The 25,939-nt window shown below is 49.9% G+C and carries 22 protein-coding genes, 1 tRNA gene and 1 rRNA gene; 16 read left to right on the forward strand and 8 right to left on the reverse strand.

All coding sequences use genetic code 11. The annotated features are described in order from the left end of the window. Window positions 1-224: 224 nt before the first annotated feature. The 5 genes from HNR75_RS02240 to HNR75_RS02260 all read left to right on the forward strand — a co-directional run bounded on the left by HNR75_RS02240 (window position 225) and on the right by HNR75_RS02260 (window position 7,865). A complete protein-coding gene (locus tag HNR75_RS02240) occupies window positions 225-914 on the forward strand; it encodes a hypothetical protein (RefSeq protein WP_188025376.1) in 690 nt (229 codons plus the stop codon). A gap of 17 nt (window positions 915-931) precedes the next feature. Next, entirely contained in the window at window positions 932-2,800 is a 1,869-nt protein-coding gene (kup, locus tag HNR75_RS02245) for a low affinity potassium transporter Kup (RefSeq protein WP_188025377.1), read from the forward strand. A gap of 136 nt (window positions 2,801-2,936) precedes the next feature. After that, on the forward strand, window positions 2,937-5,126 hold the full coding sequence (gene uvrD, locus HNR75_RS02250) for a DNA helicase II (RefSeq protein ID WP_188025378.1): 2,190 nt from the start codon (window positions 2,937-2,939) through the stop codon (window positions 5,124-5,126). Between the two features lie 161 nt (window positions 5,127-5,287). Continuing rightward, complete coding sequence (locus HNR75_RS02255) at window positions 5,288-5,884, forward strand: LemA family protein (protein WP_188025379.1); 597 nt, start codon at window positions 5,288-5,290, stop codon at window positions 5,882-5,884. A 13-nt stretch (window positions 5,885-5,897) separates the two neighbouring features. Next, a complete protein-coding gene (locus HNR75_RS02260) occupies window positions 5,898-7,865 on the forward strand; it encodes a M48 family metallopeptidase (protein WP_188025380.1) in 1,968 nt (655 codons plus the stop codon). A gap of 31 nt (window positions 7,866-7,896) precedes the next feature. On the opposite strand, the gene dmeF is transcribed toward HNR75_RS02260, so the two are convergent. Further along, complete coding sequence (gene dmeF / locus HNR75_RS02265; protein ID WP_188025426.1) at window positions 7,897-8,856, reverse strand: CDF family Co(II)/Ni(II) efflux transporter DmeF; 960 nt, start codon at window positions 8,854-8,856, stop codon at window positions 7,897-7,899. Between the two features lie 117 nt (window positions 8,857-8,973). On the opposite strand from dmeF, the gene HNR75_RS02270 reads away from it, so the two are divergent. The 5 genes from HNR75_RS02270 to HNR75_RS02290 all read left to right on the forward strand — a co-directional run bounded on the left by HNR75_RS02270 (window position 8,974) and on the right by HNR75_RS02290 (window position 14,295). Next, on the forward strand, window positions 8,974-9,243 hold the full coding sequence (locus HNR75_RS02270; protein ID WP_188025381.1) for a metal/formaldehyde-sensitive transcriptional repressor: 270 nt from the start codon (window positions 8,974-8,976) through the stop codon (window positions 9,241-9,243). Window positions 9,244-9,487: 244 nt separating this feature from the next. Then, on the forward strand, window positions 9,488-10,744 hold the full coding sequence (gene sstT / locus HNR75_RS02275) for a serine/threonine transporter SstT (RefSeq protein WP_188025382.1): 1,257 nt from the start codon (window positions 9,488-9,490) through the stop codon (window positions 10,742-10,744). Window positions 10,745-10,943: 199 nt separating this feature from the next. Beyond that, a complete protein-coding gene (locus HNR75_RS02280) occupies window positions 10,944-11,528 on the forward strand; it encodes a cytochrome b/b6 domain-containing protein (protein ID WP_188025383.1) in 585 nt (194 codons plus the stop codon). A gap of 306 nt (window positions 11,529-11,834) precedes the next feature. Further along, the gene (locus tag HNR75_RS02285) at window positions 11,835-12,353 is read left to right on the forward strand and encodes an Hcp family type VI secretion system effector (RefSeq protein WP_188025384.1); all 519 of its coding nucleotides are present in this window, start codon (window positions 11,835-11,837) and stop codon (window positions 12,351-12,353) included. Window positions 12,354-12,441: 88 nt separating this feature from the next. Beyond that, on the forward strand, window positions 12,442-14,295 hold the full coding sequence (locus HNR75_RS02290) for a type VI secretion system Vgr family protein (protein WP_188025385.1): 1,854 nt from the start codon (window positions 12,442-12,444) through the stop codon (window positions 14,293-14,295). A gap of 74 nt (window positions 14,296-14,369) precedes the next feature. Here HNR75_RS02290 and HNR75_RS02295 read toward each other — a convergent pair whose 3' ends face one another. Next, on the reverse strand, window positions 14,370-14,780 hold the full coding sequence (locus HNR75_RS02295; RefSeq protein WP_188025386.1) for a hypothetical protein: 411 nt from the start codon (window positions 14,778-14,780) through the stop codon (window positions 14,370-14,372). A gap of 117 nt (window positions 14,781-14,897) precedes the next feature. On the opposite strand from HNR75_RS02295, the gene HNR75_RS02300 reads away from it, so the two are divergent. Together HNR75_RS02300 and yihA are read left to right on the forward strand one after the other, a co-directional pair. Then, complete coding sequence (locus HNR75_RS02300) at window positions 14,898-15,143, forward strand: hypothetical protein (RefSeq protein ID WP_188025387.1); 246 nt, start codon at window positions 14,898-14,900, stop codon at window positions 15,141-15,143. Window positions 15,144-15,237: 94 nt separating this feature from the next. Beyond that, window positions 15,238-15,876 carry a ribosome biogenesis GTP-binding protein YihA/YsxC gene (yihA, locus tag HNR75_RS02305; protein WP_188025388.1) on the forward strand — a complete coding sequence of 213 codons (639 nt, stop codon included), beginning with the start codon at window positions 15,238-15,240 and terminating at the stop codon, window positions 15,874-15,876. 42 nt (window positions 15,877-15,918) lie between these two features. Here yihA and polA read toward each other — a convergent pair whose 3' ends face one another. Next, window positions 15,919-18,651 carry a DNA polymerase I gene (gene polA / locus HNR75_RS02310; RefSeq protein WP_188025389.1) on the reverse strand — a complete coding sequence of 911 codons (2,733 nt, stop codon included), beginning with the start codon at window positions 18,649-18,651 and terminating at the stop codon, window positions 15,919-15,921. A gap of 308 nt (window positions 18,652-18,959) precedes the next feature. After that, window positions 18,960-19,619, reverse strand: a complete 660-nt coding sequence (locus HNR75_RS02315; protein WP_188025390.1) for a 7-cyano-7-deazaguanine/7-aminomethyl-7-deazaguanine transporter — start codon at window positions 19,617-19,619, stop codon at window positions 18,960-18,962. A 763-nt stretch (window positions 19,620-20,382) separates the two neighbouring features. Here HNR75_RS02315 and ubiE point away from each other — a divergent pair. The 4 genes from ubiE to hemB are packed head-to-tail and all read left to right on the forward strand — an operon-like array spanning window position 20,383 to window position 24,432. Then, window positions 20,383-21,126 carry a bifunctional demethylmenaquinone methyltransferase/2-methoxy-6-polyprenyl-1,4-benzoquinol methylase UbiE gene (gene ubiE / locus HNR75_RS02320; RefSeq protein ID WP_188025391.1) on the forward strand — a complete coding sequence of 248 codons (744 nt, stop codon included), beginning with the start codon at window positions 20,383-20,385 and terminating at the stop codon, window positions 21,124-21,126. A gap of 24 nt (window positions 21,127-21,150) precedes the next feature. Beyond that, a complete protein-coding gene (locus tag HNR75_RS02325; protein ID WP_188025392.1) occupies window positions 21,151-21,771 on the forward strand; it encodes a ubiquinone biosynthesis accessory factor UbiJ in 621 nt (206 codons plus the stop codon). Then, a complete protein-coding gene (gene ubiB / locus HNR75_RS02330) occupies window positions 21,768-23,399 on the forward strand; it encodes a ubiquinone biosynthesis regulatory protein kinase UbiB (RefSeq protein WP_188025393.1) in 1,632 nt (543 codons plus the stop codon). Before HNR75_RS02325 ends, ubiB begins: the two co-directional genes overlap by 4 nt. A 22-nt stretch (window positions 23,400-23,421) precedes the next feature. Beyond that, window positions 23,422-24,432 carry a porphobilinogen synthase gene (gene hemB, locus HNR75_RS02335; RefSeq protein ID WP_188025394.1) on the forward strand — a complete coding sequence of 337 codons (1,011 nt, stop codon included), beginning with the start codon at window positions 23,422-23,424 and terminating at the stop codon, window positions 24,430-24,432. 34 nt (window positions 24,433-24,466) lie between these two features. Here hemB and HNR75_RS02340 read toward each other — a convergent pair whose 3' ends face one another. The 4 genes from HNR75_RS02340 to rrf all read right to left on the reverse strand — a co-directional run. After that, on the reverse strand, window positions 24,467-24,865 hold the full coding sequence (locus HNR75_RS02340) for an EF-hand domain-containing protein (RefSeq protein WP_188025395.1): 399 nt from the start codon (window positions 24,863-24,865) through the stop codon (window positions 24,467-24,469). Window positions 24,866-25,004: 139 nt separating this feature from the next. Then, a complete protein-coding gene (locus tag HNR75_RS02345) occupies window positions 25,005-25,433 on the reverse strand; it encodes a L,D-transpeptidase family protein (RefSeq protein ID WP_425506756.1) in 429 nt (142 codons plus the stop codon). Window positions 25,434-25,704: 271 nt separating this feature from the next. Then, window positions 25,705-25,781: transfer RNA gene (locus HNR75_RS02350), tRNA-Asp, on the reverse strand. Window positions 25,782-25,844: 63 nt separating this feature from the next. Then, window positions 25,845-25,939: ribosomal RNA gene (rrf, locus tag HNR75_RS02355) — 5S ribosomal RNA — on the reverse strand; the annotation flags it as partial.

A 25,939-nucleotide genomic window follows, 5' to 3' on the forward strand; every position in this document is an offset into this window, starting at 1 on the left:
GATTAATGATGGTTCTGACCCGGCAACGGGTTATTTTGGTCTTTTCCGGCATATTGCCGATCCGGCTTTATATCATTGATATAAAGCCTTTTTTCTTTGCAACTATGCCTGCGACTGACACCACGATGCTGCCGGTTTTTCCGCCCGTTATGCACTTTGTTTCCGCTTCTGTGCTAGTATTGCGCCGATTAGCGGACCTCTCATATAAAGTCAGTTACAGTGGTATGAATAAAATCAGAAAACTCCTGCTCAGTAGCGGATTCCTGCTGTTGCCTTCTCTGGCTCATGCTGTTCCGATCACTGAATTTGTCGATACGCTCTTTATTGGTGGCGGCGTCATGCTGTTTATCGCTGGTGTATTACTGCTGCTAATACCTGGATTATTCAAAACCGGTGTTGTCATCACGTTGCTGGCAGATATCCTGTTCATGACCCGGGTCCTGTTTCCGGATGTACTGGAACAGGATCTGGCTGCGGACCCCGACTGGCAGCTATTAGTAGAATCCACCACCACAGGCAGCAGCCGGTTTTATGCGGCCATGGGCGTTGCATTCATCGTACTTAGTATCCTGGGACTACGCTGGCTGGTACGCTCATTCTTTGCCCCTCCCGGCACAGGCAAGCCCAAAGCAAACAACAAACTCTCACGCCAGACCAGTGCGCGCCCCGCCCGTTTCAGTAACCAGAAACAGCCAACCCGCAACAAAACCCGCCTGAATCGTGATCGGGAAGATTTCTCGGGCTATACAGAAGAACCGGAGCTACAACCGGAACCGGTATCTCCGGTACATAATAAACGATTCCGCGTTCATGATTATCTGGAAAATCTGGAGCATCAACAGGCACAACCGGAACCGCAGCCCGTTCCGCAGGATATCGAACCTGCTATTCATTTCGACCGAATTGAACGTTAAGGACAGCCGGTACATTCATGGATGCACATCAGAAACAATCCCTGCCGGCCATCACGCTGGCAGCTATCGGCGTGGTCTATGGTGATATAGGCACCAGTCCGCTTTATACCTTCAAAGAATGTTTCTCTCCACATCTCGGTCTGGCCCCGTCACAACCGGTTGTATTCGGCCTGCTCTCCCTGATTTTCTGGGCTCTGGTACTGGTGGTCTCGGTAAAATATCTGGCATTTGTATTACGGGCCGATAACCGGGGAGAAGGCGGGATCCTGACACTGATGTCACTGGCCGGACGCAGCACCTATGCCGGCACAACGGCAGCACTGCTGGTGCTGGGATTGATTGGCGGTGGTTTCTTTTACGGCGAAGTGGTGATCACCCCCGCCATGTCCGTACTTTCGGCACTGGAAGGTCTGAGTGTCGCCACACCAGCACTGACACCCTATATTCTGCCCGTCGCCATCGCGGTGCTGACCGCATTGTTCATGATCCAGAAACATGGTACCGGTAGCGTGGGGAAACTGTTCGGGCCGGTCATGCTGGTCTGGTTTATTTCACTCGGTACGTTAGGTGCCATCAGTATTTTCAAAAATCCGCAGGTTCTCGCCGCACTGCATCCGCACTGGGCCATTCAGTTTTTTGTCACTCATAAATCAGTCGCATTTTTCTCTCTCGGCTCGGTTGTTCTGGCGATTACCGGCGTGGAAGCGTTGTATGCCGACATGGGGCATTTCGGTAAATTCCCGATCCGGCTGGCATGGTTCACTATCGCATTACCGGCTCTGCTGCTGAACTATTTTGGTCAGGGAGCGCTACTGCTCAGCAATCCGAAGGCCATCGTGAATCCTTTCTTTATGCTGGCACCGGAATGGCTGGTTTTCCCGATGGTCATTCTCTCGACCATGGCCACCGTGATTGCCTCACAGGCGGTGATATCCGGGGTGTTCTCGTTAACCCGTCAGGCGATACGTCTGGGCTACCTGCCAGGCATGAGCATTCTGCACACCTCGGAAGTGGAAGCCGGACAAATCTATATTCCATTCATCAACTGGATGCTTTATATCGCAGTCTTGATCGTGGTAGTCACATTTCAGGCATCAACCAATCTGGCTGCAGCCTACGGCATCGCTGTCACCGGGACCATGGTGATCACCACCATTCTGGCCTGTACGGTAGCTCGCTATAACTGGGACTGGCCACGCCGGTTAGTGAAATTAATCCTCATCAGTCTGCTGCTGATCGATGTGCCGCTGTTTCTGGCGAACGTGGTCAAATTACTTGCCGGCGGCTGGCTGCCAGTCATGCTGGGTGCCATGATGTTTATGGTGATGGCTACCTGGAAATGGGAACGTTTCCTGCTATTGCGTCAGCTCAGTCGTATGAGCATGCCACTGGAAAGCTTTGTCGCAATGGTAGAAAAAGAAGCCCCGCAAAAAGTACCGGGAACCGCTATCTACCTGTCGCGTACCCAGCAAGGGATCCCGCACGCACTGCTGCACAATCTGAATCACAATCACGTTCTGCATGAGCGCATCGTGCTGATGACCTTCCGCACCCAGGATGTGCCCTATGTGGATCCGGATCAGCATATTCAGATTGATATGCTGTCGCCCAACGTCTGGCGGATCTCGGCCACCTATGGTTTCCATGAAACACCGGATGTCTATGAGGTCTTCCGGCGCTGCGCAATGAAAGGGATGGCCTTCAACCTGAATACCACCTCTTTCTTCCTGTCGCGGGAAACATTACTGCCGTCTCATCGGTCCATACTGGCTCGAATCCGGGCGTCCCTGTTTATCTGGCTGAGTAAAAACTCGTTACGCACCAACGACTTTATTCATGTCCCGCCTGATCGCGTGGTGGAAATGGGCGTTCAGGTCGAAGTCTGAGAAAACAGTGATGACATCAGCCGGGCTCGTCCCGGCTTTTTTGTCTGTTGGGTCTCAGTGCAACAATCGTTATAATCTTTTTACTGTATAAAAACCCACCCCGGTAAATCGGGGGCGGCTTAATTCTGGAGCTGTGATGGATATATCCCACCTGCTGGATGGTCTGAACGATAAACAACGCGATGTCGTTGCCGCCCCGCTGCAAAATATGCTGGTTCTGGCTGGCGCCGGTAGCGGTAAAACCCGTGTCCTGGTGCATCGCATCGCCTGGTTGTTACAGATCGAGCAGGTCTCCCCGCACAGCATTCTGGCCGTGACCTTCACCAACAAAGCAGCAGCTGAAATGCGTGGTCGTATCGAACGTCTGCTTGGAAACAGTCTCGGGTTTGGCCGTGGCGGCATGTGGATCGGTACCTTTCATGGTCTGGCGCACCGTCTGCTGCGCGCTCATCCACTGGATGCTAATCTGCCGGAAGATTTTCAGATCATCGACAGCGACGATCAACTGCGTCTGCTGAAACGCATCCTGCGAAACCTGAACCTGGATGAAAAACAGTGGGTGCCTCGCGCGGTAGCCGGTTATATCAACAGCAAAAAAGACGAAGGCTTACGTCCGCACCATATCGATGTTTATGATCCGGTGGGAAAAACGTATCAGAAGATTTATGCCACCTACCAGGATACCTGTGATCGGGCCGGTCTGGTGGATTTCGCCGAACTGTTGCTGCGGGCACATGAACTCTGGCTGCATAAACCGCATCTGCTGGAACACTACCAGCAACGCTTCCGTCATATTCTGGTCGATGAGTTTCAGGATACTAACGGCATTCAGTATGCCTGGATCCGTATGCTTGCCGGCGACAGCAGCAAGGTGATGATCGTGGGCGATGACGACCAGTCCATCTACGGCTGGCGTGGTGCCCGTGTCGAAAACATCCAGCGTTTCATGCAGGATTTCGACGACGTGCAGACCATCCGTCTGGAGCAAAACTACCGCTCCACCAGCACGATACTGAAAGCCGCCAACCAGCTGATCGCCAATAACTCCGCCCGTCTGGGTAAAGAACTGTGGACCGATGGTGCCGCCGGGGAGTCCATTTCCGTCTATGCCGCCTTCAATGAGGTGGATGAGGCCCGGTTTGTCGTCAGTCGCCTGAAAGCCTGGCGCGAACAGGGGAACAGCCTACTGGATGCTGCCATCTTATACCGCAATAACGCCCAGTCGCGTATTCTGGAAGAGGCACTGATGCAGGAACAGTTGCCGTATCGTATCTACGGCGGTCTGCGTTTCTTCGAACGTCAGGAAATCAAGGATGCCCTCGCCTATCTGCGACTGGTCACTAATCATGGTGATGACGCTTCGTTTGAGCGCGTGGTCAACACCCCAACGCGCGGTATTGGCGATCGGACCCTGGGCCTGATCCGCGAAGCCGCGCGCGATCGCAGTCTGAACCTATGGCAGTCCGCCTGGCAACTGTGTGAACAGGGGGTGCTGGCTGGCCGGGCGGCCAGTGCGGTGCGCAATTTTCTCGCACTGATTAATCAGCTGGAAACCGATACGTCAGAATTACCGCTGCATGTGCAGGTAGATCGGGTGATCCGCCAGTCCGGTTTGTGGACCCACTACGAAAACGAAAAAGGTGAAAAGGGTCAGTCCCGCATCGAAAACCTGGAAGAACTGGTCAATGCCACCCGGTTGTTCCGGCCGGCCGATGAATATCTCGACATGAGTCCCCTGACGGCGTTTCTGGCCCATGCCACGCTGGAGTCCGGTGACAAACAGGCGGATGAGTTCGACGAAGCCGTACAGCTGATGACACTGCACAGCGCCAAGGGACTGGAGTTTCCGCTGGTCTTCATAGTCGGCGTGGAAGAAGGCATGTTCCCCAGTATGCAAAGCGCCGAAGAACCGGGACGTCTCGAAGAAGAACGCCGCCTCTGCTATGTCGGCATGACACGTGCGATGCAGAAGCTCTATCTGACCCATGCGGAGAGTCGCCGTCTGTATGGTAAAGAGAGTTACAATCGCCCCAGTCGTTTCCTGAAAGAGTTACCGAGTGAGTGTCTGGAAGAGATCCGGCTACGCACACAGGTCAGCTGGAGCAATACCGCCCAGTCACAAAGCCGTTTCAGTCAGGAACGGTTACAGGACAGTTTCGCCAGTACCGGTTTTAAACTGGGCCAGCGGGTACGACACCCAACCTTCGGCGAAGGCATCGTACTGAACTACGAAGGTGTTGGTGCCCAGAGCCGCGTACAGGTGAACTTTGCTACCGCTGGCAGTAAATGGCTGGTTGTCGCCTATGCCCGTCTGGAGGCGATTTAATGTTTTATCCGGTCAGGCCGTCAATGGCCTGACCTGCTATCGCCAACCAGATGAATCCTTTCTTTCATTAGCCAATATCACCTTTCCGACATAAAGGACGCGACTAACTCCATCCGGTTACACTACACTCTGCAGTGTTAATTTTTCATGCAGGGATGTGAATGATGATCGGATTACTGGTGGTCCTCGGTGTTCTGTTACTGGCCGTGTTCTGGCTTGTCTCTATTTATAATCAGTTAGTCACTCTCAAAGGTCGCTATCAGAATGCATTTGCCCAGATCGAAGTACAGCTGAAGCGCCGTTATGACCTGATCCCCAATCTGGTCGAGACCGCCAAAGGCTATCTGCAACACGAAAGCAAAACACTGACGGCGGTGACTGAAGCACGCAATGCCGCATTAGCCGGGCTGAAAGCCGCTACCGCGGCACCGGGCAATCCGGCTGCCATGCAACAGCTGGCCGCTGCTGAACATCAATTACATGGCGCCCTGCAGGGACTGAGCGTACAGATTGAAGCCTATCCTGAGCTGAAGGCGAATGAAAATATGCTGCAACTGTCGGAAGAGCTGACTGCCACCGAAAACCGGGTCGCCTTTGCCCGGCAGGGTTTTAATGATTCTGTTACAGCCTACAATATTTATCGTCAGCAGTTCCCGAACTCACTGGTCGCCAACCGCTTTGGTCATGCCAGCGACGCCTCTTTGCTGGAGATAGAAAATCCAGAAGAATATCGTCAGACACCGAAAGTCAGTTTCTGATAGCGGATAACCTATGGACTTTTATCGCTATCAGGATCAGGCGAAAAAACTCAGTGCCCGTTTGTTATTCCTGTTTTTTTCCGGTTTGCTCAGTTTATCGGTAGCACTGACATTTGCCGGATTCATGTTATGGAAACTGACGGATCAGACGGTCCATATCAATACCGATAGCCAGTTCTGGCATTGGTATGTCACCGGTAACATCGTGATCCTGGCCGTTCTGGTGCTGATCACGCTGCTGAAATACACCAGCCTGTGCAAGGGCGGCCGGGTCGTCGCCGAAACGCTGGGGGCCCGCTATGTCCACGTCAACACGCAGGATCCGGGCGATCGGCGCCTGCGTAATGTGGTGGAAGAAATGGCACTGGCGTCCGGTATTCCCGTCCCCAGTGTTTATGTGCTGGATAATGAGCCCGGCATCAATGCCTTCGCGGCAGGCATGAGCATGAATGATGCGGTAGTTGTCGTGACACAAGGCGCCATCAGTTATCTCAGCCGCGATGAATTGCAGGCTGTCGTGGCACACGAATTCAGTCATATCCTGCATGGCGATATCCGGTTAAATCAGCAACTGGCCGCCCTGATTGGCAGCCTGATGTTTCTGGGCGAGTTGGGGCGCTGGTTAACACAGGGCTCCGGACGCCACTACCGTATCAGCAATTCGTCACGGGGCAAAAGCAGTTCTGCATTGCCATTTTTTGGTTTAACCCTGATGTTACTGGGTGCTGCGGGTACTATCTGGGGACGGCTGATGAAAGCAGCGCTGAACCGGCAACGCGAATTTCTGGCCGATGCATCGGCAGTACAGTTCACCCGCTACCCAGCTCCGCTAGCCAGTGCTCTGAAAAAAGTCGGCGGACACCGTTATGCCTCGCTGGTGTTTCATCCACAGGCCGAGACGTTCAGTCATCTCTTTTTCAGTCAGGGATTAACACAGAACTTTTGTGGCTGGCTCGCCAGTCATCCGCCGTTACAGGACCGGATTCGTCGTCTGGATCCACAATGGGACGGAAAATATTATGCGAATCTGCAACCGGTCATGGAGGAAGAACCAGCGCCGTCACTTCCCGAGAGTTTCATTGCCGGCGTACAGCAGCAAGCCAATGGAAATCAGGATCTGGCCGCGATGCTGCTGGCGCAGAACGCATTGACCAGCACTCAGTGGGAAATGCCAAAACAACCCAAACCGACACCAGACGAGTTACCACTGACAACCGGAGCACAGCCGGTTTTGTATGACCCGACCGCCATCAGCGACTGGTTACCCAAACTCCCCGAGCCGCTGGTAACCGCCACCCGCTCGCCGTTTGATGCCCGCCTGCTGATCTACCGGCTGGTGCTGGCAACGGATCTGACCACCCGGCTGAAACAGCGCCATCTGCTGGGACAGGAGGAGTCGGCCGTCCTGGCACTGGCGCAATATATTATCCCGAACGGACTTCAGCTGGCACTGGTTGAACTGGCGATTCCGGCACTGAAAGAACTGACGAGGGATCAGTATCAGCAGTTTCATGATCAGTTACAGGTATTGATCCAGGCTGATCAGAAAACCTCATTTCATGAATGGCTGCTTTACCGGATGCTGACACACCAGTTACAACCGCATTTCGGCCAGACAAAACGCCCCGGCATTCAGTACCGGGATATCAGCGAAGTAGTGACGGCGCTGGAGACCTGGTTCAGTTATCTGGCGCAGATCAACAGCCTCAATAAACCGGCAAAAGAGGCTTTTGCCATTTATACCGCTCCGCTGGCCATGCACAGCCCCCTGACACTGCAGGCCAAGCCATCGCTGGACTCACTGGGCCTGGCGCTGGATCAATTACAGTTAAGCAGCCCGGCCATCCGCTTTCGGCTGATGCAGGCCCTGATTAATGCGATCGAACAGGACGGGCAAATCACCGAACAAGAAGCCGGTATTTTTCAGATGCTGTCTTATTGCCTGGATTGCCCGCTGCCACCACCTCAGGTCCAGATCTGAACAAGATGTCCCTAGAGGCAGATGGTGGCCGTCAAACTTGCTCGATTGTAATATGAACCAGTTTATCCAGCTGAGACAGAGCCCCTCGCAGTGTGGAAATTGATTCAGGTTGTGATGACGCCAGACCAATAATTGCGGCATAACGCTGCTCGCCGATACGCCACACATGCAGATCGTTGATTTGCAGATCATGCTCAATGGCAGTTTCCAGGATCCTGGCCCGCATACTGTTCTGGCTGTCGGCATCGATCAGGATCAGGCTGCTTTCTTTCAGTAAGCCCCAGGCCCAGACCAGGATCACGATACCACCGACGATACCCATCATCGGATCCAGCCAGGCAGCTCCCCATAACAGGCCGCCCGCCAGGGCAAAAATAGCCAGCACCGAAGTCGCCGCATCAGTCAGCACATGGATATAGGCCGCTTTCTTGTTCAGATCATGATGACCATGATCATTGTGGTCGTGGTCGTGGTCGTGGTCGTGGTCGTGGTCGTGGTCGTGGTCGTCAGCATGATGACCATGCGCATGACTATGTCCAAGCCCGTGATGATGCTGCTCACCCAATAACCATGCACTGAACAGATTCACTGCCAGCCCCAGTACGGCCACCAGCATGGATTCCACGTAGTTGATATCACCGGGATTCGCCAGACGGGAGACAGACTCCGCAATCATTGAAAAGGCTATCGCTGCCAGCACCAGCGCACTGGTATAAGCCCCCAGCACTTCGATTTTCCAGGTACCAAACGCCAGCCGGTGATCGCCGGCCCAACGCCGTGATAATGCATACGCCAGCAACGAGATCCCCAGAGCCAGCGCGTGTGTACTCATGTGCCAGCCATCCGCCAACAGCGCCATAGAATGAAACAACCACCCGGCAAGAATCTCGATCACCATCATCACGACAGTCAGAACGACTACCCACCGAATACGCTGTTCCGCTCCATGAACCGGACGCTGAAATGCAGCAGCCTGACAACATTGCATCATTTCTCGTACGCTTGACATACAATCCTCACTGACTGAAATTGGCGCTGTTTAAGCAAAAATGAAATTGAGAGTTATTATTAAGTATATACTCCCCCCCAGTATAAACAAGGATCTTTAATGAGCCACACACTGAAGCATAAAAAGCCATTACTGAATCGGGTCCGCCGTCTGAAAGGACAAGTAGAAGCGTTGGAGCGGGCACTGGATGAAGAAACCGGCTGCTATCCAATCCTGCAACAGATCACCGCGATTCGCGGCGCAATCAATGGCCTGATGGCGACAGTGATTGAGGGACATATCCGCGAACACATGCAGCCACTGCTGGAACAGGATGAACCACAGGCAACAGAAGAATTGATAAAAGTGTTGCGATCGTATCTCAAATAAAGTGCATAACACTGCCATGGAGCACAATATTTGAACAAAACCACTATTTTTTGCTCTTTTTAGTGGCAAATTGATGCAATGAATGGGATATTTCTGCACCACCCGGTGATTGGTGCAGAAAAAACTCGTTTTTTAACGAATTCGGGGCAGATTTCTTTGTATCTGTTGTTTTACCGACAATTTATTCTGCTGTCACGGGCTACAGGAGTTAATGATCAACACGCGCTAAGTGTCAGGACTTTATATGAGCCAAACCCCTCCATTTTTTATTCGATTAATCAATAAAACCAGCCTGGTCAGTCAGATCCTGATCGGTATGGTCGCTGGTATTTTACTTGCCACGCTGATGCCATCCGCAGCCAAAACTGCAGGACTGCTGGGTACGCTGTTTGTTGGTGCCCTGAAAGCTGTCGCACCGGTACTGGTGTTATTACTGGTTACCAACTCGATCGCAGGTCATACCAAAGGTCAAAAGACCAGCATCCGCCCATTACTGATACTCTATTTTTTTGGCACATTCTGCGCTGCTACAATTGCCGTAATTGCCAGTTTTGCTTTTCCTTCAGTATTACATCTGAGCACTCAGAGTACTGATATCGTTCCTCCCGGCGGAATCGCTGAAGTCCTGAACACCCTGCTGTTTAATGTTGTTGCAAATCCGGTCAAGGCGTTGTTAGAGGGTAACTACATCGGTATTCTGGCGTGGGCCGTTGCACTGGGTTTAGCTCTCCGTCAGGCCAAAGAAACCACAAAATCGCTCATTAATGACTTATCTCATGCCGTTTCCGGAATCGTCAAAGGCGTGATCCGCTGCGCACCACTCGGCATTATGGGGCTGGTTGCCTCAACCTTTGCCGAATCCGGTTTTAGTGCACTGGTCAGTTACGCGCATCTGCTGGTTGTACTGATCGGTTGTATGCTGTTTGTCGCATTCGTCGTGAATCCGCTGATTGTGTTCTGGAAAATAAAACGCAATCCTTATCCGCTGGTGCTGATGTGCCTGAAAGAAAGCGGTGTAACGGCATTCTTCACCCGTAGCTCAGCAGCCAATATTCCGGTTAACATGAATCTGTGCGAAAAACTGCGCCTGCCGGAAGAAACCTATGCTGTTTCCATCCCGCTGGGTGCCACCATCAATATGGCGGGTGCAGCAATCACCATTACCGTATTGAGTATGGCAGCAGTACATACGCTGGGAATTCAGGTGGATGTTGCCACCGCAGTCCTGCTGAGTCTGGTTGCCACTATCAGTGCCTGTGGCGCATCCGGTGTTGCCGGCGGCTCGCTGTTGCTGATCCCGCTGGCCTGTAGCCTGTTTGGTATCAGTAATGATGTTGCCATGCAGGTCGTTGCGGTTGGTTTCATCATCGGCGTATTGCAGGATTCAGCAGAAACAGCATTGAACAGCTCCACCGATGTACTGTTCACTGCAACTGCCTGCATGGCAGAAGATGTATCGCTGAACGAAAGCAATCTGCAGGAAGAAACGGATCTGGTCTGAACCCGTCAATCCAAATAGCTTAGGAGCGTGGCTTGCCCGCGCTCCTTCCCCTCCCGGCTCCTCTCATCCCGTGCTTGCACAGACTTTCTGTAATAATCCAACTTTAATTTGTGCTTTTAATGAAAAGTTAATTTAGGGCCGCTAATTTGTGTTCATACGCACCACGTTGCGTGAACATTTCCTTTCCGAGGAGTTAGCGATGGCATTTTCATCAGAAAAGGTCAAAGTATGGGATCTTTTCATACGGTTTTTTCACTGGACCGTCGTCACCCTGTTTTTCTGCAACTATCTGTTGTCGGGCAAAGGCATGCCATTGGAACGGGGCGGCATACTGCATATCTACGCGGGTTACATTGTTATTAGCTTCGTTCTGGCCCGTTTAGTCTGGGGAGTCATTGGTTCCCACCATGCCCGCTTTAAAAACTTCCTGCCCACTCCTGCTGAATTTACAGCCTATGTACGAGCGTTATGGCGAGGTGAGTTTCCTTACTATGAAGGACACAATCCGGCTGGTTCCGTGATGATTGTCTGTCTGTTAAGCGGTTTGTTGTTCACCGGTCTGACCGGCTGGCTATCCAGTCTGGCCGATGTTTTTGATGGCTGGCAAGGCAGTGTCGCGGCAGCCACCGATTTTATCGACTGGGGTGAAGTTCATGAGTTCTTTGCTAACCTGACGATGCTGGGCGCAGGAATACATATCACGGCCGTTGTTATTTCCAGTCATCTGACCGGTGAAAGACTGATTCATGCCATGTTCAGCGGTTACAAGAAAAAACCAGAATAGCCTGACAAAACTAACGGGGGAAGACCGTGTTCGCGTTGCTTCCCCGGTTATATGTGCAAAATATTGCTTCTGACCATAAATCCTGCACACAAAAAAATACCAGTAAAAACATATAATTATAAAAAATAACGTATTTTATTCAGATCCTTTTTTCCTCGGCCACATACTACCACTGCACCCCAGCAAGATAATAAACCTTATTTTTCAATAATTTATGAAAATGACGTGAGCTGGCACGATCCCTGCGTTCTATAGCCTGCTGCCAATTCCGGCACATCACAATAATCAGATTTTAGGAGCACGACTATGCCAACTCCCGCGTATATGACTATTAATGGTGAAAAACAAGGCTTGATCACTGCAGGGACGTTCACTGAACCATCCGTCGGGAATATTTATCAGGAGGGCCACGAAGATGAGGTTCTGGTACAGGGATTTGAACATCAGGTCGTTCTGCCTCGTGACCCGCAATCAGGCCAGCCATCCGGTCAGCGCGTTCATAAACCAGTGAAAATCAGCAAGGTATTTGATAAGGCATCCCCTCTGATCTATAACGCCCTGACCTCCGGGGAACGTTTGCCAAGCGTGAAAATCAAATGGTACCGCACTTCTGCCGCCGGTACTCAGGAACATTATTTCACCACTGAACTGACCGATGCCATCATCGTTGATGTTCAGGCATGCATGCCTAATTGTCAGGATCCATCACAAGCGCACTTCACTCACCTGGAAGACGTTTACATGACCTATCGGGCCATCAAATGGACGCATGAAGTGTCCGGTACATCCGGTTCTGATGACTGGCGTACACCAGTATCAGCCTGATACACCGAAACGGGCGAAATATCGCCCGTTTTCATTCCGCATATCGTTCATCAAACATGCCGTTTATTTTCCCCGAAGAGTATTTTACATGAGCCTCTTTTCTGCCAATGAAGCACAGTTTCTGTTTGCTGTTGATAGCTGTAGTGAAACGATGCACGTTTTACGTTTCTCCGGTCATGAGACTCTTGGTTCAAATTATCGGTTTGAAATCGACATTGTCTGCAATTCCGATAGTCTGGATGTTTATTCCCTGCATCATAAAACGGCCTGTCTGACACTACGGGATTTCCCCGACCCGCGTTACATTCATGGTATCGTGCTGGATGCCGCTTTTATCAGACAAGACTATCGTTATCATCATTACCGGTTCTATCTTGCACCTCAGGCTGAATTCCTCAATTACCGTACCAATCAACGTATATTCCAGAACAAAACCGTTGCCGGAATCATTCAGGACGTCTGGCAAGACGCCGGATTAAACCCCGACGCACTCCGGTTCCGGATACAAAAACACAGCTCTCCGCTGGTTTACTGTGTGCAATATAACGAAACGGATCTGAACTTTATTCAGCGTTTATGCGAATTTCATGGCCTCTTTTATTACTTCGAACATGCAGCCGGTCAGCACACCATGGTATTTGTGGATGGCAAAGAGCAATGCCCGAAAGTGGCGACCACCCATTATCAGCCTGATTCCGGTCAGTGCCCGGATAATCCCGTGCTTGATCAGCTGGACTGGCAGTTTCAGGCCACAGCAGGTTCTACAGAGATCAGAGAATATGATTTCACCCGGCCGTCGTTTTGTCTGACTGCGAGAACACAGACTGGTTTGCGGGAATGGTATGAATATGCGGCACAACAGAATTCGCAACAACAGGCCTCCGCACGAGCTGAGCTATTTCTGAATCAACAACAGCATGAACAGCAACGGACCTATGCAGCAGGTAACATTCGTGCTATTTACCCCGGCGGTTTTATGTCCGTCATCAATCACCCGCTGACCACCATGAATACCGACTGGCTGATTGTTACTATCACTCATGCCGGTGAGCAACCACAGGTATTACAGACGCTGGCCAGCGGCAGTAGCCAATATCAGAATCAGATCACCTTACATCCTAAAGACGCGCCATTTAACTTGCCTCGTCGTCACGCTAAACCTCAGCTCAGCGGTTACCAGACAGCCCTGGTCACCGGACCTGAAGGGCAGGAAATCTATACCGATGAGCATGGCCGGGTAAAAGTACAATTTCACTGGGATAAAGCCACCCCCGGCGATGAAACATCCAGTTGCTGGCTACGTGTTGCGCAAGGCTGGGCTGGTGCTGGTTATGGGCAGAACTTCCTTCCCCGTATTGGTCAGGAAGTCCTGGTGGCCTTTCTGGAACAGGATATCGACCATCCCTATGTCATCGGGTGTGTTTATAACGCAACCAACATGTCGGCCATAGCATCCCCGATTAATCAGTCACAAAGCGGATTAAGGACCCTTTCCAGCCCAGGTGGCATGGGCTTTAATGAATTGCGCTTTGAAGATAAAAAAGGCAGAGAGCGAATCGTACTACATGCCCAGCGTAACTGGCATCGCAAAGTTAAACGGATTAGTCGGACCGAAATTGCCGATAATGAGCATCTATGGATTGGCGGTGAAGATAAACGCAGGGTGACAGGTGAAGAACACCTGACCATTCATAAAAACCGGCTGACAGAAATTGACGGCCATCAGGATCTGCATGTCTTACAAAATAAACATCTGCATATCGACAGTAACTGGCTAAGCAAAATCGAACAGAACTTATACATAAAAGCAGGACAGATGCTCGTGCTTGAAGCCAGTTCAGCGCTGAGTTTTGACGCAGGAGGTAACTGTATTCTCATCAACGCTAGTGGCATCCACCTGCAAGGTGGCAACATCAGAATTAACAGTGGCGGCACAGTCTGAGCAGTCGAATGTCAATCGATGCTAGCGACATAAAAAAACGAGCTTTACGCTCGTTTTTTAACTGAAACCAGAGATTAGCCCGCCGCAGCTGTGTCAACCACTGCATAGCTTTTCATGACATCACCGTCAAACTTCAACTCAACCTTTTTTTCGACCGTCGTGGTGTCCGTCCCCAGAACTTTAGCAATTCCGGCAACGGTACCTAGTTTACTGCTGACACTGTTGATGTCGTAAGTCCAGACTTCCAGTGAATCGCTGGTGGCGGTGGCGACAGGTTCACCCAGGTTGGCTTTGACTTGCGCTTTGGTAGTCACATTTTCCTGAAATTTTGTTTTCAGCAACGATGTGACAGCCTGTTCTGTGGTAATACCTGACTCTTTGGACGAAACCATCGCATTCGTTGTTTCAGCAACACTTTCCAGCAGACCCGCATTTGCCACACCCGCCATCACCAGCAAAGACCCAGCTACAATAATTTTTTTCATCAATTTTTTTCCAGTTAAATTATCCAGGCTCAGAAAAAAGCCATGGCGAATCTATAAAATTCAGTCTTATTGATCAACTGACTGAATTGACACTACAAGCCCAATCAGGAGTTTCTGATGAATAAGACAAAACTACTAGTTCCTTTACCTTGGTTAACACTGGATATGATCGGGATTTTATTGGTCCTGTGGGGCGGACTGGAATATTTCGGCTGGCTGCAATGGTGGCCCAAAGCATGGCATTACCCGTACTATGAATTACTGCTGATGATGGTCGGTTTTTTCATGATGATTCCTTATCAGGTCATGTTATTAATGGCCGTGATGCGCCGGATTCAGGAAGTGAAAAAAGCCCAGCAATAAAGCGCTCGCCATTGCATTAACGCCCAGAGCTGGGGCTCAGCTATAGTCTGTGATAACATAGCCTGCAAATCATTTTTTAGTCAGGACTGCGACCTTGGATACCCCGCTGCTGAATTTTCGTAAGGTGCATTTTGTTACCAGTGCGCCAGACATCCGTCATCTGCCCAATGACGGAGGCATAGAGATTGCGTTTGCCGGTCGTTCCAACGCAGGTAAATCATCGGCCCTGAATGCTTTGACCCAGCAAAGACAACTGGCCCGTACCAGTAAGACCCCAGGCCGGACACAGCTGATCAACCTGTTTGAACTGGAACCGGGTAAACGTCTGGTAGACTTACCTGGTTACGGTTATGCCCAGGTTCCGCTGGATATGAAGCTGAAATGGCAGGCATCACTGTCTGAATACCTGCAGCGCCGGGAATCGTTAAGAGCGCTGGTACTGCTGATGGATATCCGCCATCCGCTAAAAGATCTGGATCTGCAGATGCTGGAATGGGCTTCCAACAGTGATCTGAAAATTCTCGTCTTGCTGACCAAAGCTGACAAGCTGAATCCGGGTCCGCGGAAAAATGTTGTGCAGCAGGTGCGGAAGGCGACAACCGTCTTTGGTGATAATGTGTTTGTTGAAGCATTTTCATCACTGAAAGGAATTGGTGTCGAAGAAGTCACCCGGATCCTTTCTGAATGGTATCAGTCCGACGACCTGCAAGATGAAGCAGGCGCCAGCGAATGAAAAAATGCCGATGGATTTTCCATCGGCATTTTTGTTTGAGCGTTAGTGAGCCTGTTCCCAGTTCTCACCCACGCCGATACCGACATCCAGTGATACTTTCAGGTTTGCAGCCTCCGCCATGCACTGCCGGATCACCGGCAGATAAGCATCCACTTTGTCTTCCCGAACTTCAAATACCAGTTCATCGTGTACCTGCATCACCATACGGATAGAGTCTTTGTCACAGGTTTGAATCCAGTCGGCCAGTTTGATCATGGCCCGTTTGATAATATCCGCAGCGGTTCCCTGCATCGGCGCATTGATTGCCGCCCGTTCCGCCGCCTTGCGTAAACCCATGTTTTTCGATTTGATATCCGGCAAATACAGACGACGCCCGAAAATGGTCTCCACATAACCGGCCTGTTCCGCCTGTTGGCGGGTCCGTTCCATATAACTCAGTACACCCGGATAACGCTCAAAATAGCGATCCATATAGCGCTGCGCTTCGCCGCGCGGGATACCCAGCTGTTTTGCCAGACCAAATGCGCTCATGCCGTAAATCAGACCAAAGTTAATCGCTTTGGCATTGCGACGCTGCTCACTGGTTACCGCTTCCGGTTCGATGCCCATGATTTCAGCCGCCGTCGCCCGGTGAATATCTTTACCATGTGCGAAAGCATCTAGTAGCCCGGCGTCCTCTGACAGATGCGCCATAATGCGCAGTTCAATCTGCGAATAGTCGGCTGCCACAATCTTGTATCCCGGTTCCGCCACAAACGCCTGACGGATACGCCGCCCCTCTTCCGTCCGTACCGGAATATTCTGCAGATTAGGATCAGTGGAAGACAAACGTCCGGTAGCCGTCACCGCCTGATGATAAGACGTATGCACACGCCCGGTTTTGGCACAGATCATCTGCGGTAATTTATCGGTATAGGTCGATTTCAGCTTGGATAGACTGCGGTGTTCCAGAATCAGCTTAGGCAACGGATAGTCATAGGCCAGTTCCTGCAATACTTCTTCTGCTGTTGAAGGTGCCCCTTTCGGGGTTTTCTTAATCACCGGCAATTGCAGCTTTTCGAAAAGAACTTCACCAAGCTGTTTGGTCGAACTGAGATTAAAAGCCCCGCCGGCAATTTCATGTGCCTGCGTTTCCAGTTCCGCAAGTCTGATCTCAATCTGCTGACTCTGATTTTGCAACAGGAACGGATCAATCAGGGCCCCGGTCCGCTCCATGTCTGACAGCACCAATGCCAGGGGTTGTTCCATCTCCAGCAAAAGTGATTTCAGCGCCGCTTCTTTTTCTACCTGGGGCCAGAGCGCCTGATGCAGACGTAAGGTAATATCCGCATCTTCGGCGGCATAAAAAGCAGCCTTGTCCAGTTCGACCTGATTAAAAGTCAGCTGTTTAACGCCTTTCCCGGCAACATCTTCAAACGTTTGGGTGGTGTAATTAAGGTATTTTTTCGCCAGATCGTCCATGTTATGCCGCGAAGCCGTGGAATTCAGCACATAGGACTCCAGCATCGTATCAAACGCAATGCCGCGCAGCTCAATACCATGGTTCAGCAACACGTTCCGATCAAATTTCAGATGCTGCCCGACTTTCAAGCGGGATGGATCTTCAAGTAGTGGTTTTAACCTGGCCAGCGATTCTTCACGATCGAGTTGCGCCGGCGCCCCCAGATAATCATGCGCCAAAGGCAGATAGGCCGCTTCGCCGGGCGCAATCGCAAACGATAATCCGACAATCCGGGCCTGCATGTAATCCAGAGAATTGGTTTCTGTATCGAATGCAAATAATTCGGCCTGCTGCAATTTCTCCAGCCAGTTCGTCAACTGCGCTTCTGTCAGAATGGTTTCATAATGTACCGCAACAGGCTCCGCCTCTGCAGTTTTAACTGCAGCATTCTCGGCACTTTCCAGTTCCTGAACCAGATTTTTAAATTCAAACTGACGATACAATGCCAGCAAGGCATCTTTCTGTATGTCGCCACGGCGCAAACAAGTCAGGGAAACCGGCAATTCAACATCGGTTTTGATCGTGGCCAGTTGGTGTGATAAGCGGATTATCGCTTCCTGCTCTTTAAAACGTGCCGCAAAGGTTTTAGCCCCCCGGAAACTCAATTCCGCAATCCGTTCCGGATGCTCGGCAATCACATCAATACCACCAACACCTTGCAGTACAGCGACAGCTGTTTTTTCACCCACACCAGCCATACCCGGAATGTTGTCCGAACTATCACCCGTCAGCGCCAGATAATCGATGATCAATTCAGGTGGCACGCCAAACTTATCAATGACACCCTGACGATCGGTCAACTGATCCTTCATCGTATCCATCAACGTGACATGATCCGATACCAGCTGCGCCATATCTTTATCACCCGAACTGATCAGTGTATCGATCTGCAACTCTGTCGCCTGCCGGGCCAGCGTACCAATCACATCATCAGCCTCAACACCATCAATGACCAGCAGAGGAATACCCATGGCCTGAATGATCTGATGAATAGGTTCAATCTGGCTGCGTAAATCATCCGGCATCGGTGGGCGGTGTGATTTGTATTCCGGATATAAATCGTTGCGGAAACTTTTTCCCTTGGCATCAAAAACTACGGAAACAATGGAGTCAGGATACTGCTTCAGCAAGCTGCGCAGCATATTGGTCACCACACGAATGGCGCCAGTTGGCTCACCATGCGAGGTGCGCAAATCAGCTTGCTGCGAGGCAAAAAAAGCACGGTAAAGATAGGAAGATCCATCAACCAGAATCAAAGGAGGCGTCTGCGTCATTGTATTTTGTTCTATGAAAGAGAATTGCTTTAGCATGCCACAGCTGGCTATTCAGCTCCATGGCTGGAATCTGTGGATAACTAAATTAATTTGTGGATAAGTTTGTTGAAGAAATTGGCAGAACCTGTTAAGCAATATGTAAAACTTGAGAAATAAAAAATTAAACCCAATGTTTTCAATATGTTAAAAACAAACAAATACCGAATTAACAATAAATATGATTTATGTCAATGTGGAAAAAATATGATCTTTTGAAAAAAACTTACAAAGTTGATGCCAAAAATACTTGATCTTTGGCATCAATTGATTCAGATGGCTTGCCAGGCTGAACCATCCGGTCCCAGCAATTTCCGAGTCAGATAGCGCAGCAACACCCCATAAGCCGGGACAAACAAACCGATACTAATAATCAGTTTCACCACATAGTCTACCGCAGCGATTTCCACCCAGTGTTCCGCCATAAACGGATCCGGACTCTGATAGAAAGCAATGCCAAAGAAGGCAACGGTATCAAGCAAGTTGCCAATAATGGTTGATGCTGTCGGTGCTATCCACCATTGCGGCAATTGCCGTAGCCGGCTAAACACAGAAATGTCCAGGATCTGGCCCAGCAAATAAGCCATAAAACTGGCACAAGCAATGCGGGCCACAAATAAATTCAACTGCGTGATCTGGCCTAGCCCCTGAAAATCACCCGCATTGAACAGCACCGACAATAAATATGAAATCACCAGCGCCGGTAACATCGCACAAAGAATAATTCTCCGGGCCAGTTCAGAACCAAAAATACGAACCGTCAAATCTGTCGCCAGAAAAATAAAGGGGAAACTGAATGCACCCCATGTGGTATGTACGCCAGCCATTTCTATTGGCAGTTGTACCAGGTAATTACTGGAAGCAATGATCAAAATATGAAACAGTGACAAACGCCACAGCGCCTGCCGAGACAGATTTTCGGTGGACAACATAACGATTCCTTTTTGGATAATAAATGGGGTGAGGGAACCCATGAGCGCTTGCATCTTAACCAGATATTTTGCACATAAAATATCGGCAAACCATAGCAAGGCGCGCGATTATACCGATAAAGATGTCAGAAACAAGTCAGACATCAAACTTATCGTAAAATTTCACTGACTGACTTGCAGAACCGGCAGGCCGGTACCATGCTTAGGTTAAGCGAGCAACAAGCTTTCGGGCGTAAGGATTCCACTTCGCACCCGGAAGGATGATGAAGCGAATCAATCAAAAACGCTCCGACTTGTTGACCGACTGGGTGGTTGTTTTTTGTTCTGTCGCAAACGATCCGGTGAGCAGGCTTTATGCCAGACCCGATCAGGACACATGATGACGCCATGCGCAGCTACAGAAAATAATCAGAAAGACAATCCGGGAGCGCTTTACTACGTTGGCTGTCGGGAAATACCGGATAGCACTGCAACAAGTAAGGACGGCTCTTCCTGAACCAAGGAGGCAGCACCCTGATCAATCTTTTAAACGTAATCCAGTGTTAAATGTTAGCTAGTTTGTGTGTTTTGTTAATTCGTAAAACCGTAAAACTGTTTTGCAAGGGCCCATCCACCGGGCCCTTTTTGCTGCTCCCGTTTTGCCATTTTCGGCCGAAATCCTGCAACGATCTCACCCGATGAACAACGCCTAAGAAATCGCTTCTGAAGTCTGGTTAAAATTACGTTACACTGCTCATGTTATTAGCATAAGGAATCGTTGCACATGGCGGACAACACTCATTTCGGCTTTAAAACCGTTTCCGAAACTGAAAAAGAACATCTGGTAGCAGATGTATTCCATTCGGTCGCAGATAAATATGATCTTATGAACGACCTGATGTCGTTTGGTATTCATCGTCTGTGGAAACGTTTTACTATCGATTGCGCTGGTGTACGCCCGGGTCAGAAAATATTGGATCTGGCCGGAGGAACCGGCGATCTGACCGCTAAATTTTCACGTCTGACCGGAGAAAACGGTGAAGTCGTGCTGGCAGATATTAATGACTCCATGCTGAAAGTCGGTCGCGAAAAACTGCGCAATAGAGGCCTAGTCAACAATATCCGTTATGTACAGGCCAACGCGGAGAACCTTCCTTTCCCGGATAATCATTTTGATCTGATCACCATCGGTTTTGGTCTGCGTAATGTCACCCATAAGGAACAGGCACTGGCCTCCATGTACCGGGCGCTGAAACCCGGCGGACGCTTGCTGGTACTTGAGTTCTCAAAACCAACAAACGTTGTCATGTCCAAACTGTATGATTTCTATTCCTTTCAGGTACTGCCAAAAATGGGACAGCTGATTGCAAAAGACAGTGACAGTTACCAGTACTTGGCTGAATCAATCCGCATGCATCCGGATCAGGAAACACTGAAGTCAATGATGGAGTCGGTTGGTTTTGAACAAGTGACGTATCACAACCTAACTCAGGGGATTGTCGCCCTGCACCGCGGCTTCAAATTCTGAAAATAAGATTAGCAGGAATACGGTATGACACTGTCCCCGCTGAGCATTGCTTTCGCCGCCTTGCTGGAAACAGGCTTGAATCGGCTACTGAGCTTTGACCCTCAGTCAGTAGCGCGCAGCAAGACGCTGCACGGTAAGGTACTGAAATTAGAACTACAGGGATTACCCGCTCTCTGGCTGGTGTTCTCACCGCAGCAGGTCGATGTATTAACCGATTTTGAACACCCGGCACATGCCAGTCTGAGTCTGAAATGGCAGGGACTTCAGGTATTACGCCAACCCGAGAACCTCAGTCGTTATATCCGGGAAGGCCGTCTCGATCTGCAGGGGGATCCGGCGTTGTTCCATGCGTTCAGCCATTTATTCAGTGAGCTGGACATCGACTGGGAAGAACAACTTGCCGCCTATACGGGCGATGTAGTCGCGCACAGCTTATTCCGGGGGATGACCCGGATTCACCAGACCGCAATGAGGCAGTGCCAACTCTCTGTACAGGATCTGCGAGAAGCAATTACCGAAGAGTGGTTGTTGGCACCAGGAGCCTTAGAGGTAGTCTCTTTTTGCGATGATGTTGCCATTCTGGAAAGCGATAGCGAGCGATTATTGCAACGGGCTGAACAGCTTTTACTGCGGAGTCAGCGATGATTTTACGTGAATGGCGCCGCTTCTATACCATCGGAAAAATCTTACTGCAGCATGGCCTGGATGAACTGATCCCCCGTCACTGGCAACCCTGGCCAGTACGGTTGTTTCGTCGCACCCTGTTCTGGCTCCATAACCGTTATCCGCAGCAATCTCGTGGCGTCCGCTTACGTCATGCACTTGAAAATTTAGGACCCGTCTTTATTAAATTCGGGCAGATGCTCTCCACCCGGCGGGATCTATTACCACCCGACCTCGCGGAAGAACTGGCGCTCCTGCAAGATCGCGTCCCTTCCTTTGACGGAGAGCTGGCACGGAAACAGATAGAGCAATCCTTGGGCCAGCCAATCGAAGCCCTGTTCTCTGATTTTGATCCCCAACCGCTAGCCTCAGCCTCTGTCGCTCAAGTGCATACCGCACGTTTGAAAGAAAATAACGCCGACGTAGTTATTAAGGTGATCCGTCCGGATATACAACCGGTGATTCATGATGATATCCGCCTGATGCGGTTATGCGCCCGGATCATTGCGTTCCTGATCCCCAATAACCGGTTACGCCCGGTAGAAGTAATCGAAGAGTACCGCCGGACATTGCTGGATGAACTCAATCTGATGAGTGAAGCCGCCAATACCATCCAGTTACGGCGGAATTTTGAGAATTCACCGCACTTGTACGTGCCATATGTCTATTCCGATTATTGTCGGGAAAATGTGCTGGTCATGGAACGGATTTACGGAATTCCCGTCTCCGACCGCGCAGCACTCGAGGCAAATGGAACTGATCTGAAGTTGCTGGCAGAACGCGGGGTCGAGGTCTTTTTTACTCAGGTTTTCCGCGATAGTTTCTTCCACGCCGACATGCACCCCGGCAACGTCTTTGTCTCCCGGGAACACCCTAATAACCCGCAATGGATCGGCATCGATTGTGGTATTGTCGGTACACTGAACCGACAGGATAAACGTTATCTTGCCGAAAATTTTCTGGCCTTTTTTAACCGCGATTACCGTAAAGTCGCCGAATTGCATGTTCAGTCTGGCTGGGTTCCACTTGATACAAAGGTGGAGGAATTTGAATCGGCGTTACGTACTGTACTTGAGCCCATTTTTGCTAAACCGCTGGCAGAGATCTCTTTCGGGCATGTATTACTGAATCTGTTCAACACCGCCCGGCGTTTCAACATGCATGTGCAACCGCAACTCGTGCTGTTGCAAAAAACACTGCTGTATATTGAAGGACTGGGACGCCACCTCTATCCGCAACTCGATTTATGGCAAACAGCCAAGCCTTTCCTGGAACACTGGATGCGTCAGCAGATCGGTCCCCAGGCTGCATGGAATGCTATCAAAGAAAAAGCGCCATTCTGGGCGGAAAAATTACCCGAAATGCCGGATCTTATTTTCGACACCCTGACACAGGTTCAGCATCAGCAACATATGGTGAAAGGGCTTTATCAACAATATCATCAGCAACACCGTCGTCATGCTCAGGCCCGTTATCTGTTAGGAACCGGAGCAACACTGATGCTGGGGAGCATTATTCTGCTACCCTCTCACGAACAACTGGCAACCATTGGATTAACTATCAGTATTCTTTGCTGGATCAACGGCTGGTGGAAAATCTCCCACCGTTAATTCTTCAGCCACAGGAGCAGACATGCCACAATTTATAGCCTCCCCCTTTCCTCTGCGTCGTCTGCGCCGGGTGCGCAAACACGAATTCAGCCGTCGTTTAGTCCGGGAAAACCAACTCACGGTTGATGATCTGATTTATCCCATGTTTGTTCTGGATGGCGAAAATCGTCGGGAAATCATTGCCAGCATGCCCGGAATCGAGCGTTTATCGCTGGATTTACTGCTCAGAGAAGCAGAAGAGCTTGTTCAACTCGGTATTCCGGCTATTGCCCTGTTCCCTGTTATACCCGCCGAGCAAAAAAGCTTACTGGCGGAAGAGGCCTATAATGATGAAGGTCTGATTCCCCGTGTTGTTCGTGCCCTGAAAGAACACGTTCCAGAGCTAGGCATTATCACAGATGTGGCTCTGGACCCCTATACCACTCACGGCCAGGATGGAATCATTGATGATCATGGCTATGTTTTAAATGACATTACCAGCGATATTCTTGTCCGGCAGGCATTATGTCATGCCAAAGCAGGTGCTGATGTTATTGCACCATCAGACATGATGGATGGCCGGATCACCGCAATCCGGAGTGCGCTGGAACAACAAAATCTGGTCAACACACAAATCATGGCCTACTCAGCCAAGTATGCATCCAATTATTATGGACCTTTCCGTGACGCTGTTGGTTCAGCCGGAAATCTGGGGAAAAGCAATAAAAACACCTATCAGATGGACCCAGCCAACAGTAACGAAGCTCTCCATGAAGTCGGCCTTGATATTCAGGAAGGTGCGGATATGGTCATGGTAAAACCAGGAATGCCTTATCTGGACATCATTTACCAAGTGAAACATCAGTATGGTGTACCCACTTTTGCTTACCAGGTCAGTGGGGAATATGCCATGCATATGGCCGCCATTCAAAACGGCTGGCTGAAGGAGCGCGAATGCATCATGGAATCGCTGCTCTGTTTCAAAAGAGCTGGTGCTGATGGCATCCTGACTTACTTTGCCAAACAGGTTGCCGGCTGGTTACAGCATAAATAGCTTACATAAAAGCCCCGAAAGGGGCTTAAAGTAACTATTTTCCCGCTGAATCCGTTGCTGATGCCGGCGTATCCAGAACAGGCTTAAGCTGCAATTGCCGCTCACGTAAACTCTGCATCATCTTCTGACGCGCTTCAAGACGCGCGGCTTTCAATTCATCCTGAGTAATGCCACTATCCCCATCTCTGTCAAAGGACGAAAACTGCATCTTATCCATGCGCTGCTTTATCTGCCGAAACATACGTTCTTCTTGTAATTGTTTAAATACAGCAAATTCTTTCTGATCCAGTTTACCATCCTGATCTTTATCAGCTTTGGTAAATAAGTTATCAGTCTGTACCGGGACAAGTTTGGCTTGCGTAACCTCTGTAGCCATAACATAAACAGGTGCGCACAGAATAGTTACCAACAGCGCAGATCTCATCACTTTCATCTGTATTTCTCCGGTTAATCAAGCACGAACAAACTAACGGAGAAAATGAGTAAATCTATGTCTGAAATAGCTTTATTTGCGACAAAGTGTGACAGAAAATAAAAATAAGCCAGTTTTACCGGCTTATTCTTCAAAATATTTATGGGCGAATTTCAATTGGCGTCCCAGGTGATACAGAGTCCCAGATTTCATCCATATCTGCATTAATTAAAGCGATACAACCATTAGTCCAGTTAGAACGTTGTACGGTTTCATTACTCATCACAGAGCCCTTACGTTGACCATGTAACAAGATTTGACCACCCGGCTCAACACCTAACCGTTGGGCTCGCCTCATATCATCCAGACTTGGATAAGAAATATGAAATGCTTTGTAATAATTGGAGTCTTCTTTTTTGTAGTCCAACAAATAACGGCCTTCCGGCGTTTTATTATCACCTTCGCGAACCTTTGGTCCCCGGGGATTAGGGCCTAACGCGACCCAATATCGCTTTAACGGTATTCCTTTCGAATATAAGGTCAGACTATATTGTGACTTTTTTACAACAACTAAATCCGCTTTCGGCATTATTGTTGCCTTAGCTGAGAAGCTAAGAAACAATAAACCTGAAATCAAAATAGTCAACTTCATGCTTCCGTAACCTTATCAATCCATCATTTTATTTAAATCAACGCCCGTGCACGATCATAGTCATTACAACAACCAACTCAATGTAATAATGACAATTTTCACTAACTATTTTCATTCAACCGCATGGTCTGCGACGACTAGCACAGTAGCAACATATTCGCCAAAAACAAAAAGCCCTGAGCAGTTGCTCAGGGCTTCTCTTTTTCAGTGGCGGAGTGGACGGGACTCGAACCCGCGACCCCCGGCGTGACAGGCCGGTATTCTAACCGACTGAACTACCACTCCGCGTATTTCTTCATGCTCGCTTAACGCTCGGTTAGCGTCAAGGTCTTCACATCAAATTTAAAAGCCTGGCAGTGTCCTACTCTCACATGGCGAATGCCACACTACCATCGGCGCTACAGCGTTTCACTTCTGTGTTCGGAATGGATACAGGTGGTTCC

It is taken from the genome of Tolumonas osonensis (genome assembly GCF_014202415.1).
Classification (GTDB): Bacteria; Pseudomonadota; Gammaproteobacteria; order Enterobacterales; family Aeromonadaceae; genus Tolumonas; species Tolumonas osonensis.

What these genes read in the sequence shown, in the direction of transcription:
- kup (WP_188025377.1), top strand. Translation starts at nt 932, where the DNA reads ATGGATGCACATCAGAAACAATCCCTGCCGGCCATCACGCTGGCAGCT.
- polA (WP_188025389.1), bottom strand. Translation starts at nt 18,651, where the DNA reads ATGACGCAGACGCCTCCTTTGATTCTGGTTGATGGATCTTCCTATCTT.
- HNR75_RS02260 (WP_188025380.1), top strand. Translation starts at nt 5,898, where the DNA reads ATGGACTTTTATCGCTATCAGGATCAGGCGAAAAAACTCAGTGCCCGT.
- HNR75_RS02285 (WP_188025384.1), top strand. Translation starts at nt 11,835, where the DNA reads ATGCCAACTCCCGCGTATATGACTATTAATGGTGAAAAACAAGGCTTG.
- HNR75_RS02255 (WP_188025379.1), top strand. Translation starts at nt 5,288, where the DNA reads ATGATGATCGGATTACTGGTGGTCCTCGGTGTTCTGTTACTGGCCGTG.
- HNR75_RS02300 (WP_188025387.1), top strand. Translation starts at nt 14,898, where the DNA reads ATGAATAAGACAAAACTACTAGTTCCTTTACCTTGGTTAACACTGGAT.
- HNR75_RS02340 (WP_188025395.1), bottom strand. Translation starts at nt 24,865, where the DNA reads ATGAAAGTGATGAGATCTGCGCTGTTGGTAACTATTCTGTGCGCACCT.
- dmeF (WP_188025426.1), bottom strand. Translation starts at nt 8,856, where the DNA reads ATGATGCAATGTTGTCAGGCTGCTGCATTTCAGCGTCCGGTTCATGGA.
- HNR75_RS02280 (WP_188025383.1), top strand. Translation starts at nt 10,944, where the DNA reads ATGGCATTTTCATCAGAAAAGGTCAAAGTATGGGATCTTTTCATACGG.
- HNR75_RS02270 (WP_188025381.1), top strand. Translation starts at nt 8,974, where the DNA reads ATGAGCCACACACTGAAGCATAAAAAGCCATTACTGAATCGGGTCCGC.
- sstT (WP_188025382.1), top strand. Translation starts at nt 9,488, where the DNA reads ATGAGCCAAACCCCTCCATTTTTTATTCGATTAATCAATAAAACCAGC.
- ubiE (WP_188025391.1), top strand. Translation starts at nt 20,383, where the DNA reads ATGGCGGACAACACTCATTTCGGCTTTAAAACCGTTTCCGAAACTGAA.
- hemB (WP_188025394.1), top strand. Translation starts at nt 23,422, where the DNA reads ATGCCACAATTTATAGCCTCCCCCTTTCCTCTGCGTCGTCTGCGCCGG.
- HNR75_RS02290 (WP_188025385.1), top strand. Translation starts at nt 12,442, where the DNA reads ATGAGCCTCTTTTCTGCCAATGAAGCACAGTTTCTGTTTGCTGTTGAT.
- HNR75_RS02295 (WP_188025386.1), bottom strand. Translation starts at nt 14,780, where the DNA reads ATGAAAAAAATTATTGTAGCTGGGTCTTTGCTGGTGATGGCGGGTGTG.
- ubiB (WP_188025393.1), top strand. Translation starts at nt 21,768, where the DNA reads ATGATTTTACGTGAATGGCGCCGCTTCTATACCATCGGAAAAATCTTA.
- HNR75_RS02325 (WP_188025392.1), top strand. Translation starts at nt 21,151, where the DNA reads ATGACACTGTCCCCGCTGAGCATTGCTTTCGCCGCCTTGCTGGAAACA.
- HNR75_RS02315 (WP_188025390.1), bottom strand. Translation starts at nt 19,619, where the DNA reads ATGTTGTCCACCGAAAATCTGTCTCGGCAGGCGCTGTGGCGTTTGTCA.
- uvrD (WP_188025378.1), top strand. Translation starts at nt 2,937, where the DNA reads ATGGATATATCCCACCTGCTGGATGGTCTGAACGATAAACAACGCGAT.
- HNR75_RS02240 (WP_188025376.1), top strand. Translation starts at nt 225, where the DNA reads ATGAATAAAATCAGAAAACTCCTGCTCAGTAGCGGATTCCTGCTGTTG.
- HNR75_RS02345 (WP_425506756.1), bottom strand. Translation starts at nt 25,433, where the DNA reads ATGCCGAAAGCGGATTTAGTTGTTGTAAAAAAGTCACAATATAGTCTG.